This window comes from Pseudomonas sp. Q11, assembly GCF_024494355.1.
Taxonomy (GTDB): domain Bacteria; phylum Pseudomonadota; class Gammaproteobacteria; order Pseudomonadales; family Pseudomonadaceae; genus Aquipseudomonas; species Aquipseudomonas hefeiensis.
Map to the genome: position 1 here is coordinate 76268 of NZ_JAKNQY010000010.1, position 15307 is coordinate 91574.

Annotated in this window: 6 protein-coding genes; all 6 read right to left on the reverse strand. The window is 61.7% G+C overall.

Translation table 11 applies throughout. From position 1 onward, the window contains the following. Positions 1-548 precede the first annotated feature (548 nt). Positions 549-908: a DUF6124 family protein gene (locus tag MA884_RS12875; RefSeq protein ID WP_256230886.1), complete on the reverse strand. Its 360-nt coding sequence runs from the start codon at positions 906-908 to the stop codon at positions 549-551. A 427-nt stretch (positions 909-1335) separates the two neighbouring features. Continuing rightward, positions 1336-3687 (reverse strand): TonB-dependent receptor, encoded by a 2352-nt coding sequence (locus MA884_RS12880; RefSeq protein WP_256230887.1) that lies wholly within the window; start codon positions 3685-3687, stop codon positions 1336-1338. A gap of 1 nt (position 3688) precedes the next feature. Beyond that, entirely contained in the window at positions 3689-6076 is a 2388-nt protein-coding gene (locus tag MA884_RS12885; protein WP_256230888.1) for a 7TM-DISM domain-containing protein, read from the reverse strand. Further along, positions 6076-6897: a DNA-binding response regulator gene (locus MA884_RS12890; RefSeq protein WP_256230889.1), complete on the reverse strand. Its 822-nt coding sequence runs from the start codon at positions 6895-6897 to the stop codon at positions 6076-6078. Before MA884_RS12890 ends, MA884_RS12885 begins: the two co-directional genes overlap by 1 nt. 371 nt (positions 6898-7268) lie before the next feature. Beyond that, a complete protein-coding gene (locus MA884_RS12895; RefSeq protein ID WP_256230890.1) occupies positions 7269-8933 on the reverse strand; it encodes a ShlB/FhaC/HecB family hemolysin secretion/activation protein in 1665 nt (554 codons plus the stop codon). Between the two features lie 97 nt (positions 8934-9030). Then, positions 9031-15138 carry a filamentous hemagglutinin N-terminal domain-containing protein gene (locus MA884_RS12900; RefSeq protein ID WP_256230891.1) on the reverse strand — a complete coding sequence of 2036 codons (6108 nt, stop codon included), beginning with the start codon at positions 15136-15138 and terminating at the stop codon, positions 9031-9033. Between the last annotated feature and the right edge of the window lie 169 nt (positions 15139-15307).

The following is a 15307-nucleotide window of genomic DNA, read 5'->3' on the forward strand; positions in this document are numbered from 1 at the left end:
CAGCAACGCCAGTCTTCAGTTCACTTTGACCGGGATCGGCGCGCTTCCAAATAGTCAAGTTTCCATAGAACACGCAAACTCCAGTCATCGATATGGCCATCTCACAGCAGACCCATACGGTAACTTTCAAGGGACATTATCCACGCCTAACGGCGGGCGACATGATGTGACCGCAAGGGATCCACTCGACGGTGGCTACAGTCAGTACGCCCCTGTAGATGTTCACCCATAAATATATATGACAATTTGGGATCTGTTATAAGCAATGCCCCTAACAATGGGGCATTGCGCTGTTTGCCAGATAGAGTTGTAAACTTCTTCAACAACCCCGAAACGCACCTAAGGAATTTCTGAAAAGACTTCCTAACTTGCAAAATCTCCAGACACCAGCCGCCGAGCTTTTCGATGATGAAACAGATGACCTTCGCCGACGCCCAGCATGCCGGCAAGCGCAAGCAGACCCGCAAGCAAATAAAGGAGACTGGTTTATTTTTTTAAAAAGGCCTTGTTAGGCAAGACCTTTTCCCTGTGTAGTGGCAGCTGAACTGCTACCTCATCTCAACAATATCCAAAGCCCGATTCGCCAACAGCTCACTCACCTCAATCACCTGCAAAATCCCCATCGCAACCCGCCGCCGCGATCCATCCAGATCAAACGCCAAATCACTGATCATGGCATTCGCCGAAGCCAGATTCTCACTGAGGCTCGCAAGCAAACACTCAGAATCCACACCCGGATCAATCCGTAAAATGGAATCGGACTTATCAGACGTTTCGCTCTTAGGCTTGGGCTTCAGATAAAAATCCAACGCTCGCGTAGCAGCGTCATCGATTTTCTTGTTGCGGGCGGACTGGGCGCGGGACGTAGGTTCGTCTGCCGCAGGAGGATTCGGAGTAACTTTTGCCATCGTCTTGCTTCCTGTAATTGAAGCCATCACCCGCTCGCTGCTAAACGATGGGAGGCAGCTGTACGCAGGTTAGCAGACCGGGGAAACAAGAAACCGGCGCGTCCGGGAACGCCCTGCGCACAGCCACCATCAAGTGCAGGATGGGAATCCCGACTGGATAACGCCTTGCACAACCTGTTTCACCGCGAGCTGCTAAACCCGATCACTGATGAGCAGTGACAGGTCCAAACTACCGACGCAACCCCAGGCGAACAAGCCGGCGGATTCTGGCGTAGTTGTAGGCAAAGGCGCAAGGCGAGGTCGGCTGGCGAGTTGCGGGCGCCCAATGACTGACAGCCAGATCTGACGCTGACATGACAAAGGCGTTGAACAACAGTTATGGGCAGGACTGGGGTCGTTTGGTGTTTTCCAACGCGGTTTATTTCGGTCAATAACGAAGCCTGACCGTGGTGCCGACGGTGCGTTCGCTGCCGGTCATGACGCCGTAGTCTCCGGCGCCAAGCAGTGAATACACGGCGGTGATGTACTGGCGGTCGAAGACGTTGCGCACCCAGCCTTCTACTTCCCACGCGCGGTCCTGGCTGCGCAGGCCCAGGCGCAGGTTGGTGAGGCCGTAGCTGGGTTGATAGCTGCCTTCGCCGCCTTCGAGCGTGCCGGAGTAGCCGGTGCGGAAGCTGTAGTCGACGCCGCTGTAGGCTTCCAGCCCATGGGCCAGCGGATGGGTATGGTCGAGGCCGCTGCTGAGGTTCCATTCCGGCGCGTTGTAGAGGCGCTCGCCGCTGAGGTCGCAGGTCCATTGGCCTGAGGCCGGTGGGCACGGCGCGTTGGGGAAGCTGCGGTAACGCGCATCGCTCCAGGCCAGCCCGAGGCGTCCGGTGAGTTGCGGGGCGAGTTGCCAGGCGGAATCGAGTTCGATGCCGCGCAGGCGGACTTTGCCGACGTTGATCAGGTTGTCCCGCAGCGGTGGCGCGAACAGCGAGGTCGGCGGGCTGTAGGTGAGTGCTTGGTAGTTGTCGACGTCAGTCTGGTAAACGGCCAGGTCGAGCATCGCGCGCTCGTCCCAGAACCGCGTTTTCATACCCAGCTCCACGGACGTGGCGCGCTCCGGTTCGAAGGTCGGCGCGGTGAACGGGCCGACCACGTCGAAGTTGATGCCGCCGGCCTTGTAGCCCCGCGACCAGCTGACATAGCCCATTACGGCATCGCTGAAGCGGTAGCTGGCGCTGAGGAGACTGGAGACGTTGTGTTCTTCAATCGAATCCTCGCGGTGATAACCACCACCGAGGGCGATGTGCCGCAGCAATTGCCCGCCCGACTGGAACACGGGTGGCAAGCCGGTCAGCGGGGCGAGGTTGCTGACGTCGCGGGAGATCCAGCCGTCCTTGCGTTCCTGGCTGTAGCGCAGGCCGCCGGTGAGTTCCAACGGGTCAATCGGGCGCCAGGATATCTGGCCGAAAATGGCTCGGCTGTCGCCCTTCTGCTCGCCGTCGTAACGTTGTTGGGCGCCGTCCAGCAGCATGGCCGGCACCTGCCTTGGATCGGTGAAGGTGATGCCGTAGAGTTTTTGCAATTGCTCCAGTTGATCGCCGACGAACCAAGGCGCGGCGTCCTTGCCGAATTCGGCGTCGATCTGGCGGTCGAGCTGCTGGCGCAGGTAATAGAGCCCGGCCACATAATCGACGGACGAGCCGGCCGTGCCGGACAGGCGCCACTCCTGGCTGAACTGCCGGTGACCCAGCTCGGTTTCGGATTGGATCACCGACAGCGCAGTGCTGTCGCTATCGCGGGTGGCGCGGTAGTCCCAGTCGCGGTAGGCGGTGATACTGGTGAAACGCATTGCCTCGTCGAGGTCCCAATTCAATTCCAGTGAGACACCGTTCTGCAGCGTTTGCGGATGCCCCGGTGCGTCGATGCGGGTTTCGCGCTGGTACGGGTCGGGCTCCGTCAGCGGGTAGCCGAGGAACTTCGCACGCTTGCGGGTTTGCTCGCTGTAATGATTGACCAGTAGGACGTTGCCGGCTTCGTTTTGCTCGGCATAGTCAGCGATGAGGCGGGCGCTGAAGTCCGGGGTTGGCGTCCACAGCAACTGGCCGCGCAGGCCTTGGCTGTCGGCATCACCGAGGCGGGCGCCGTCTTGCAGGTTCTCTACTGCGCCATCGGTTGAACTGTCGAAGACATTGAGCCGGCCGGCGAGCACGTCGTCCTGCAGCGGACCGGAAATCGTCCCGCGAAACTCACGCAAACCGTGCTCGCCGTAGCTGGCTTCGAGGTTGGCCTCGGGCTGGAATGTTGGTTGTCGGGTGATGATGTTCAGCGCGCCGGCCGTGGTGTTCTTGCCGAACAAGGTGCCTTGGGGCCCGCGCAAAACTTCGATGCGCTCGATGTCCATCAACTCGGTGAAGGCCATGCCCTGGCGCGCCTGGTAGACGCCATCGACGTAAGTGCCGACGCTGCCTTCCAGGCCATCGTTGTAGGCGGTCGCGCCGAAACCGCGCAGGCCGAAACCGGCATAGCGGGCGTCGTGGCCGGAGACTATCAAGCCGGGTACGCGTTGTTGAATATCTTGAAGCCGGTGCAGGCCCGCCTCGTCCAGTTGCTCGCCGTAGACGACGTTGATCGGGATCGGCACCTGCTGCGGGTCTTCCTCGCGGCGTCGGGCAGTCACGTTGGTTTCATCGAGCGTGAGGACGCTGGGCGCCGCTTGTTCGGCACGGACCCACGCCCAGGGCAACATCGAAAGGCTGCCGAGCAAGAGCAGCCGATAACCCAAACCCGGCATGTTAATACTCCCGAGCCATCGCGCGACGCACCGTGTCCGGGCAGGCCAGTGTCTTGACCCTCGCCAGCAATTCGCGGCTGTCGGCGGGCTTGAGCAATACCGCGTCGAAGGCCAGCTCCTGCGGGTAATCCTGCGGCCTGCGTGGCGGGACCGCGGAATAGAGCATCACCGGAAGTTTGCGCCAGCGCCCGCGCACCTGGCGCAGCAGTTCCCAGCCGTCCATGCCGGGCATCATCTGGTCGCTGATCAGCAGGTCTATCGGCTGTTCTGCCAGGCAGGCCAAGGCGTCTTCGCCGTTCGCCGCCATGCTCACGTCGAAACCGTAGCCTGCCAGCAGGTCGTAGAGCCATTCGCTGTTTTGCTCGACGTCATCCACCAGCAAAACGTGCTTGCCCTGGCCATCGAATGGCGTGACGTTATTGTCGAGGATGCCGTTTTCCAGGTCGTGTTCTTGGGCGCAGTTCAATTGCAGGCGAAAACTGAAGTGGCTGCCCTTCCCGGTGGCTTGGGGTTCGAGGTGGCTGTCCATGCGTTCCAGCAGTTGCGTGACAATGGACAAGCCCAGCCCGCTGCCTTCGTAACGCTGGGCATTGCGGCCGCGGCGGAATGGTTGCTGCAGTTGTTCGAATTCTTGTGGATCGATGCCGATGCCGCTGTCGATCACGCTGAAGCGCAGTTCCACGCTGTCAGCGCTCGCCCCAGGGCAAGCACTCACTTCGAAACGGATCTGGCCGTGGCGGGTGAATTTTGCCGAGTTCGCCAGGAGGTTCATGAGGATCTGCCGAAGACGCTTGAAGTCAGCTTCTACCAGTGGCGGCAGATCCTCCGCCAGCACAGCCTCGAACGTGTTGCCCTGGCGCGCGGCGAGAAAGCCCGCTTCGTCTGCGATCTCTTGCAAGAAGCCATACAGATAACCCGGCGCGAGGGTCAGTTGCATCTGCTCCAGCTCGCCACGGGAGAACTCCAGCATCTCGTCGATCAGCTCCAGTTGCTGGCGGGCGTTGCGCTCGATTGTGGCTTGATAGTCGCGGTTGGGCCCGGCATGCAGCAGGCGCGCGTAGTCGATGATGCGCACCAGCGGCGAGCGCAGGTCGTGGCTGATCCGCGCCATCAACGCACTGCGTGCCGCCAGGGACTCGCGCAGCTGTGACGTGCGCAGCGTCACGGTGCTTTCCAGGCGTTCGTGCTCGGCTTGGCGTTGTTGCTCGAGGTTGGACAGGGCGTTTTTTTCGCGGTTGCGGCTGCGGGCGACTTCCATGATCAACGTGCACACCAGCAACGCCACGCCCGGCAAGGTCGACGATAAGTTGTTTTTGCTGTGCGGCGACTGCCAGGGCAACTGTTCCTGCGGGAAAAAGTAGCGCATCAGCATTTGCCCTACCAGCAGCCCCGGCACCAGCCAGGCCATCCAGTTGTAGCTAAGCCTCTTGCGCCACGCCATGAATAACGTGGCGAACAACACGCCGTAGAAACTCAGCAGGGACATCTGGACCATCTGTGCGCCCTGGACTGGATCGACCTTCAGCCACCAGAGGCGGCCGAGGATGCAGCCCAACAGCGGCAGCCAATAGCTCCAGCCAATGATTCTGGGCAGCCGAGCCACCTGCAACAGCACGCGCATGTAGGCGAGGAACAGTACGATCGAGATCGCGCTGGCGCAGGTCAGCAGCTCCCGTGTCCAGCCCAGCGCGGTGGGCCAGTAGATCAAGTAACCGTTGATGATGCAGGTCAGCAGGATGTAGCTGAGGACCGCGCCAGCGTTCACGGTGAGCAGTCGGGAGCGCAGGATCCAGCCGACGATGAAGCCGAACGGGACGACCAGCAGGACAATGCCGAGGGTGAGTCCGTCGCTGAGGTACGTCTGTTGCTGACTGCGCAGCAGCGCCGGTTCGGACCACAGTTCCGGTTCCAGCAACATCTGGAAATTGCTCGCCACGCGCACGTACAACGAGATGCGCTCCCCCGCCGCCAGCGAGACCGGGAACGCCGGCTGACGCGCCGCCGGCTGGGGCCATTCGGCCAAGGGATAGGCGCCTCCGGCGTGAGCGTCATGCCCCGGTTGGTAGACGCGGATGTCTTCCAGGCGCGGCGCCCCGACCACCAGCAAGCGTGAACACGCGACAGCGCTTGGGTTGGTGAGCTGCACTTTCAACCAGAAGGCGGAGCGGCTGTAGCCTTGGGTCGGCCAGTGCGCGGTGGCGGGGTTGAAACGGCTGTCGGGCAGTTGAGCGACTTCTTCCAGGCTCAGGCTGGCCTGGGTGTCTTCAAGAATCTGCATCGCGGGCATCAAGTCGAGGTGGTCAACCCGGCAGATATCCACAGGCGCCGCGTGCAGCAAGCCTGTGGATAACAACGCTATCGTCAATAAGAGAAACTGTAGAGGCCGCATCAGGCGCGCCCGGCCGACTCGGTTTCAGCGATGCCCAGGGTTTGCTGGCGAAACTGGCTGGGTGTCATGCCGATTCGCTGTCGAAAGGCCGTGGTGAAGTTGCAGGCGTTGCGAAAGCCCACCAGTTCGGCAACGTCCTGCACGCTCATGGCGCTTTCGCAGAGCAGATCCTGGCCGCGCCGCAATCGGGCGTCGCGAATGTAGGCAAACACGGTCATTCCCAGGTGTTCGCGAAAAATGGCGGTGAGGCGTTTTTCATGAGTGCCGACTTTTTGCGCGAGCAGGCCCAGGGACGGCATGTCGTCCAGCTGGTTTTCTATCAGTCGCATCGCCGCGCGCAGCACGATCTCATCGCCTTGCGGCTCCGGATCGGCCGGGCTTTCATGGACGGCCGGTGGCGCACGCCAGGTCAATTGCAGGTGGATCTTGATACGCGCCAGCACTTCTTCGGGGGCGCAGGATTTGGGAATGTAGTCCACCGCGCCCACGGTCAGCCCTTCGAGCCGTTCCAACGAAGTGTTGGCCGAGGACAGGAACAGGATCGGGACATGCCGGGTGGCCGGTGCCTCGCGCAACAGCCTGCACAGGCTGAAACCGTCCATTTGTGGCATGTGCACATCCAGGACGATGAGGTCCGGGCGCAGGGCTAGTGCGCGTTGATAGCCTTGATAGGCGTCACTGGCCAGGGAAATGCGCAAGGGCTGTGATTTCAACAGAACGAGCGTGGCGCGGATGTCTTCAGGGACATCGTCGATCAGCAGAATATGCGGCAACGGCCCAGACGCCGTCGCTGCCGACCTTTCGTTTTGTCCGTTATCCATTCGCCAGGTCTCTTATTGTGTTTAGCCAGGTCACTGTCGCGAAATTGCCAGGCGAGGAATCACGTATCGGGCCGGCAACAAGTCGATATAACGGCAGGTAGAGCGAGAACTGAAGCTATCAAATTTTTAATGGGCGATAAACGGTCATGCCGTTCGGTGCGGGACGTTGTTGGCGGGGGACGCAGAGGCGTGTGACAAGGGAGAGTGGCTGCGGCAGTGTAGAAGCTGTGTAGGAGCTGCCGAGTGCAACGAGGCTGCGATCTTTCCAAAAACACTTGAATCTCAAGCGAAAAAACAAAAGATCGCAGGCTTCGCCAGCTCCTACAAAACCCAGCGGGAGCAAGCTCCCTCGCCACGAGGTTGTTGGTCGGTTAGAACTGATAGCCGATCTGAGCGAACAGTTGAGGGTTTTCCTGACGCGTATCGCTTTGCGCTTCACCACCGGAGTGACGCCACGCGACCGTTGCATCGAACGAAATCTGGCCGTATTGAGCGCGCAGACCCACACCGCCGCCGGAGATGCTGCGGGTGTTTTGCTCATCGGCCCATTCGTTGTGGTTGATGCGCACCTTACCGGCGTCCCAGAACAGGTAAGGCGTGAGTTTGTCGATCGGGTAGCGCAGTTCGATCTGGGTCAGCATGCCTTCATCGCCCGAGGCTTCGCTTTGCGGATAAGCCCGTACGCCATCGATACCGCCGAGGCTGAAATCTTCGGAAGAGTCCAGGTTGTCATTGCTCCATTGGCCGAGGACGCGGGCAAACAGCGTGAAGTTGGCGGGCAGCGCTTGCAGACGAGCGAGGTCGACGTTCACTTTGCTGAATTGACCCTCGGTCTGGGCGGTCTGACGATCGCCCTCGCGCAGGGCCGAATCCAGTTTCAGGTCGCCATAGGTCAGTGTCGCGCCGCCGTAGGTGATGCCGCCGCCGAATAGGGTGTCCCGCACATCAAATTGCAAGCTGATGGGCAGCGTGTGGCTGCTTTTTTCAAAGCTCAGACCCAGCACTTCGTACTTATCCTCAAGGTCCTTGTGCTGGTATTGCCCGGTCAACATGACATTCGCCTGGTTGCTGCGCAGGAGCGGGTAACTCAGGCCGATGCTGCTGACCTCGGCGGTACCGGTCGCCCCCAGGTCGGCGAATTCGGCGCCCAGGTCATAAGCGCTCTGGGCATAACTCACGTTGCCGCGCAGGCCAGACGTTCCCAATGGCATCGAGTAGCCGAGGCTACCGAAATACAGCTCCTCGTCGGTGGCCATCACCGCGGCGCTGAGCCTGTCGCCCAGCATCATCGGGCTGTTCCAGTCACCTTGTACCGTCAGGCGGTTGCGCCCCGAGTAGCGATTGCCGTGGTTGTCCAGCGTGGCCTTGCCCTCGAAGGCCTCGGTTTTGCTCACTTTGGCATCCAGATCGCCCGTACCGAGCGCCTCACCCGGCCGGATGACCGGACGAACAGCCACGCCCGGCAAATCCGAGAGTACCAATATGCTGCGCTCCAGGCGGTCACGCTCGATCACGTCGCCCGGCTGCAAATCGTCCAGGAAAGGCTGCGCCTGGGCGGCCAGTTTCGCATCATCGTTGGTCGCGGTGACTTTCCCATAGCGGCCTTCGATCACGGCAATGGTCAGCTCGCCGTTGGCCATGCGCTGTGCCGGCAAATAGGCACGGGCAAACGGGTAGCCTTGCTCGCGGTAGTAAATCGTGACCTGCCGGGCCACTTCCCGCAGCTCGTCCAGATCAAGGGCCTGACCGATGGCCGGTGCGACGACGCGTTGCAGGCGGGCTTCGTCGATGCGGGTGTTGTCAGTGAAATGGACGGCGTTGAGCTGGACTTTGGCGCCGCCGACTTTTTCCTGGGCCGGTTGCGGCGCTTCTACATCCAGGCGAATGCTTTGCGGCAGCTCCTGCTGGGGAATCGGCAGCTCCTGCAGGATACGACCGGCGTCGGGGATCGGGCGTGTCGGCAGGGTCGCTGCCCAAGCCGGGGAGGAGGACAACAACGCCAGACCAGCGGCGCAGAACATCAGTTTGTTATGCATTGGATAAGTCTCGAATAATGCGGGTTGCCTGAGCCCATGACCGCGTCCGGGGACGCGGCCAAGGGGCTCCTTCAAAGGAAAAGATGGATGTCAGGGGTCAGGGACGCATGGCCAGGCTCGGCAAGCGCACACCGCCGCGCACGACGAAAACGGTCTGCGGCGGGTAGGCCGCACAAGCGCCCCCGGCGGATACACCGCCGTCGGAGCAGACGTTTCCGGCCAGTTCCCGCTCGCTGTCAGCGCTCTCGGCCTGGGCAGCCGAATCGCTGTCGCCGTTGCCAGCGCCGTTCGCACGCGTGCCGCCTTGGTCCACCAGCAACAGACCGCCGTCGTCGACCCCGTAGTCAGACCAGTCAGCCGGTTTCGGCTGGGCCGGGTTGAGCTCCGGGGCATGTGGCGAAGTCACCTGCGCGCCGACCCGTGTTGCATCGGCGACGCTCTGCCGGACGGCTTCGATGTCAAAGGACTGCGTCACAGTAAGGCTGGCGTTGGCCGGGTTGCTCACGATCAGGTAACCCAGGTCAGCCAGCCCGCCGATGTTGATCAGGTGCGAGCCCGGGCCTTGCGTCCCTACCGAGTACAGTGGGTTGCCAAGCATCTGCTTGGTGTCGCCGTTCCACAGCCCGTTGGCGTCATAACCGGCTATACCGCCGCCATTGAACGTGGTTTGACCATCGAACGGCTTGGTCTGGGTGGTCGAACCGTTCGTGGACACCACCAGGACGGGTTGCTCGCGGTACACGGCATGAACGCCAGTGTTGCCCAACGCCCTGCCGAAATTGCTCTGCTGCTCGTCACTGTTGTAGCGGAAATTGCCGCTGCCACTGCCCACCACATCCACCACGCGGGTGCTGCCGGCGAGGCTACCGGTGTAGATCACTGCCCGGCCACCGACGCCGGTGGACACCGTCACGCCCGCGTTTGCCTTCACGTCACCGCCCGCTGCCACGCCCGCCGAAGCGGATTGGCCGGCGTTGAGCACGACCGCATCGGAGGCGTTGCTGGTGGTGCTGACGTTCTCGGCCAGGGTGATGTTGCCGGTGGTCGTCACCACCTGGACTTTGCCGGTGTTGCCGATGCCGACGATCTGATCCAGCTGGGTGCCGTCCAGTGCCGTCTCGGTCAGCCTGCCAACGGTGACGTCACTCCGGTTGACGAAGCTGACATCCTTCGCTCGGCTGGCGATATCGCCGACCCAGTTGCTGGCGTTGCGCAGGTCGAAATTGCCGCCCTTGAGCGCCAGGCCATCGGCGGTGATGTTGCCTTTGGCATTCTGGGTAGTCTTGCCATCGACGTTGAGGAACACGTTGCCGCTGGTGGCCAGCGCTTCGTTGATCGCCAGATTGCCTCGGGTGCCGATGCTCACGTCGCCGGTGTTATTCACGCCGGTGGTGGTCTTGACCAGGTTGCCGTTGCCGTCGGTTTCGGTCAACGTGCCGACCTTCAGGTTGCCGGTATTGTTGAACGCAACCTTGCCCGCCTCGCTGGCAATGTCGCCCACCACGTTGCCGTTGTTGCGCAAGTCGAAATCGCCACCGTTGAGGGCGAGACCGTCGGCGATGATGTTGCCGTTGCCGTCCTGGGTGGTCGTGCCACCGACATTGAGGAACACGTTGCCACTGGTCGCCAGCGCTTCGTTGATCGCCAGGTCGCCTTGGGTACCGATGCTGACGTCGCCAGTGTTGTTCACGCCGGTGGTGGTCTTGACCACGTTGCCGTTGCCATCGGTTTCGGTCAACGTGCCGACCTTGAGGTTGCCGGTATTGTTGAACGCGACCTTGCCCGCCTCGCTGGCAATGTCGCCCACCACGTTGCCGTTGTTGCGCAACTCGAAGTCGCCGCCGTTGAGGGCCAGGCCGTCGGCGGTGATGTTGCCCTTGGCATTTTGAGTGGTCTTGCCATCAACGTTGAGGAACACGTTGCCGCTGGTGGCCAGCGCTTCGTTGATCGCCAGATTGCCTTGGGTGCCGATGCTGACGTCGCCGGTGTTGTTCACGCCGGTGACGGTTGTCTGGGTGCCGTCGGCATGGGTCGCGGTGAGCGAACCCACCTTGAGGTTCCCGCTGTTGTTGAATTGGACCTTACCCGCCTCGCTGGCAATATCGCCGATCACGTTGCCGGTGTTGCCCAGCGCGTAATTGCCGCCCAGCAGCACCAGACCACTGGCATCGAGCTTGGCCCCGGCGTCGCCGGACTGGGTCGTTTTGCCCGCCACCTCCAGTGTGATGATGTCGTCGGCACGGGTTTGGCCCTGACCGGCGTCATCGCGTGGGCCATTTTCGATGGTGATGCCTTTAACCAGCGTCAGGTCGTGATCAGTCTTCAGGGTGACCGCCTCATCGGACGTAATCCCCACGGTGCCGTCCACGACGCCCACCGTGAGGTTGCCGTTGCCGGCGAATTTCAGGCTACCAACATCGGCGGCGATGACACCCACGTCATGCCCGCCTTTACCCAAGTTGAAGTCACCTTCGCCGCGCAGGGCCAGCTCGTCCGCGGTGATGGTCGCGCCCGTTGCCTGGGTCGCACCTTTGCCCGCGTCGACGCTCAGCGTCAGGCCCTTGCCGGTCGTGCCGTCTTCGTCCGTGCCTTCAGGATCCTTGAGCATCAGGTCGCCCAACAGGTCCAGGACGCCGTTTGCGACCAGGGCCAGATCGTCCCTGAACGTCGCGCCCTCATCGTCAACGGTGATGTTGCGCGTCTTGTCATTGCCAATGACGACCTCGTCGAAGCCATCCTGGATATTCGCCAGGTCAGCGTCGGACAGCACCAACGGATCGTTAGGCCCTGTGACCTCCGGGTCATCGCTGCCGCCCAGATGTATATCCAGGCCATCGGTCTTCTGCTTGAGCGTCAGACTGCCGCTACCGGCCACACTGGCGGCGAGATCGATTTCATCGGAGGTCAGGCTCGTATCGCCTTGGGTGAGCAAGGCCTGGCCGACCGTGAGCGTGTCGGCGACGAGACTCAGGTCGCCGGTCTGGGTCATGCCGGCGACCGGCACGCCTTGCGGATTTGCCGGGGTCTGGCTATCGGGAATGGTCACAACGCCAACGGTCAGGTCATCGACATCGGCAAAGCTGACCGTGCCGGTGTCGCTGGCGATCGTGTTGACGTCGTTGGCGGCATTGTCCAGGTCATGAACGGCACCGTCACCCAACAGCACCAGGCCGTCGGCGATAATGGCGCCTCCGGCGGACTGGTCGATCTTGCCGCCATTGCTTTGCAACGCCAGGACCGGAGCCGGCTTGTTGTCGTCGTTGCCGGTGCCCGGTGCGTCCGCCACGGTCAGTTGGTCATTGATGTGGATATTGCCGGTACCGGCGTCAAGGGTAAGGCTGTCGTTGATCCGGGTCGCTTCGATGATGCTGATGTCACCGGTCATGTCCGCGCCACCGATCTTGACGGAGGTGAACCCGTCGCCCAAAGCACTGATGTCGGTGCCAGTCAGTTCCAGCGAACCGGGGGCGTCGCCGGTGCTGCCGCCCACGGCAATGTCTTTGCTCGGGGTGTTGGTCTCAAGGGCGATCTTGCCGTTGCCGGTGACGCTGCCGGCGCCGCCGTTGAAGTTGATATCGTCGGCCTTGATGGCCAAGTTGTTGTCGGTGCTGTTGAGACTGCCGTTGAACGTGATGGAACTGCCTTGCAGGCCCTTGCTACCCGACGTGTTGGTCTTGATGTTGTCGACGTACAGCGAGCCGCCGACCTGCTTGCCCGCGGTCTGGTCGAAACTGCCCGAGACGAACACGAACTTGTACGTGCCGGCCTTATCAGCCGTTGCCGTGTGGCTTTGCCAATTCACCGCGCCCGTACCGTTACCCGTTTCGTTCAGGATGATCTGGTATTCGCCGGTATTGACGTTTAACAGATAGCCGAAGACGTCATAGGTATCGCCACCCGCGACCGGTTTGTAATCGAAACTGACCGCTTCCCCCGCCGCCAGGGAGACCGTGCCCTCGCTGACCACCGAAGGGCCGCGCATGATGCAACCGGCGGGTGCGTTGAGGCAGTTGGAATTGTTTTCGGTACCCAACAGCAGCGCCGCGCCGCCGTCCTTGCCCTGGCCTGCAGCGGCGACCGGGGTGAGGGGTTTGTAGTCCATGTCGCCTTGGTCGCCAGGCGAGACACTCGGCGCACCGCCGCCCGTGGGCGATGTTGTCGGCAACGTCGGGTCATCAGGCGACACCACGCCATCGACCACGGTGACGCCGGTGAAGAACTGGTCGATGGACGTCTTCCACCCGACCAAGCCGTTTTCGAAGTCAGCGTTCAAGAACTGTGAAGTGCCCAGCTCAACGGCACCGGTGTAAACCTGCTCGCCGCTGGTTAAGACTCTTGCGCCGTTGATAAACGTCTTGCCGGCGCCGCTGGTGGTCGCGTACAGAGCGCCCAGCGCGCTGTTACCGCCGACCATGTCGCTGAAGATGATCGAGCCCGAACCGGCGTCGACGCGCAGGACGCGGTTGTTGGCCACCGCATCGGAATCCACCACGCCGGCAAACACGATGTTGCCACCGTTGCTCTTCAAACTGACGTCGGTGTTCAGGGCGATCTTACCGTTGAGGATCAATGCCAGGCTGTTGCCATTGCCTGCGCCACTGGCGTCGATGTCACCGTTGAGGAAAATATTGCCGAAGACGTAGCGGCCTGTTCCGACGTCGTCGTGCCCGGACTGCAACGTCAGGGTCCGGTCGCCGCTGATGCTCGACGGGGTGTAGTCGCCGTTCCAGTGGATGCTGTTGTCGGCCTTGATCGCAACATCGGTGCCGCCGGCCAGGGCCGTATCGATCGCGTTGAAGCCAACCGAGGCTTCGGTCCCATTGGCGCCGCCCGTCAATCCTCCGTTACCCGGCCCCACCGTGACGCTGTCCGGGTCGAGCAACCACAAGCCGCCCTTGCCGTTTTTAGCCGAAGCATCGGCCGCCTTGCTCACCGCCAGCTTGGCGCCGCTGGTTTCGATCTTGCCGCCGTCGCCGCCCTTGGCGCCGCCGGTGGCTTTCAGCGTGCCGTCCACGCGGGTCACGCTGCCCGGCTTCTTTATATCCGACCAGGCCACCACGGTACCGCCCTTGCCGTTGTCGGTCGCCGATGCATCAAGCACGGCACCGGCGGCGATGGTGGTCTGGCTGGCCTGCTTGATCGCAGGATCCTTACCTTGCCAACTACCGCCCACGTAGATTTCGCCGCCCCCCTTGGCCCCGGTGGCGTCGAGTTCAGCGCCGTTATTGATCGAGACGCGATCCCCGGTCACAACGATCTTGCCGCCCTTGGCGGTGTCGGAGGATACATTGATACGTCCGGCGACTTGCACGTCGCCCCGGTCGCCCATCAACGTGACCACGCCGTTTTCACCGATATCCAGGGAGCGGGCTTCGATCAAACCGGTGTTGTTGATGACGGTGCTTGCCAGAGTTTCCGCCGCGCGGGCGGTCAGCAGGATTCTGCCGGCATCGGCGCGAATGGCACCGCCGTTTTCGATCAACGCTTGCAATGCGCCTTCTTGCACTTCCAACTGCACCGGCCCGCCCAAGTCGAGCGTCACGACACTGCCGGCGCCCAGCAGCACATTGCCCTTGTGCGCGGTAATGTTGCCGTCGTTGACGATTTTCGCGGCGATCAGCGCAATGGTGCCGCCTTGCGCTGCATTGATGTTGCCCTGGTTGACCACCGAGGCGGCGCTGTCGCCACTGAAACGGTAGTTGCCCGCCAGGAAATCTTCGGTGCTCACGTTGAGCGTGGACGCCACCAGGCCGCCGACATCAACCTGTGCGTTAGGTGTGAACAGTACGCCGTTGGGGTTGACCAGGAACACTTGGCCGTTGGCTTTCAGCGCGCCTTGAATCACTGACACATCCGAGCCCAACACGCGATTCAATGCGACGGACGCCGCGCCTGGCTGGATGAACTGGACGGTGTTGCCTTTGCCAATGGAAAAGCTCTGCCAGTCAATCGCGAGCTTATCGCTGCCCTGATGAATGGCCATGTTGTTGCCGTTCTGATGAACGCTGCCGTTACCCGCCACGATATTGCCGCCGGAAGGCAACGCCCCCGCCGCCGCTACCGAGGCGAAGACGCCGCCGCCCACGCCGATGACGAGGCTGATGGATTTACGGCTTTTGCCCTTGCCGTGGCTTTTGACCAACTCGGATGCCACCTGCCATGCGCCCATCACGGCATTCCAGACTACTCGGTAAGCTCTGTTCATTTTTTGTTCACTCGTCCTTAATAAGACTGGCCGCGCCATGATGTTCAGGCGGTTTGCTATCGAAAAATCAAATAAAGAACCGCATCCGGATGGATTGCGGCTCGGAAACCCCAAAGTGCTCCGTTCCATCATGTCGGCGGTTTGCGCAGCGCACTTTTGCTGGAGCGTC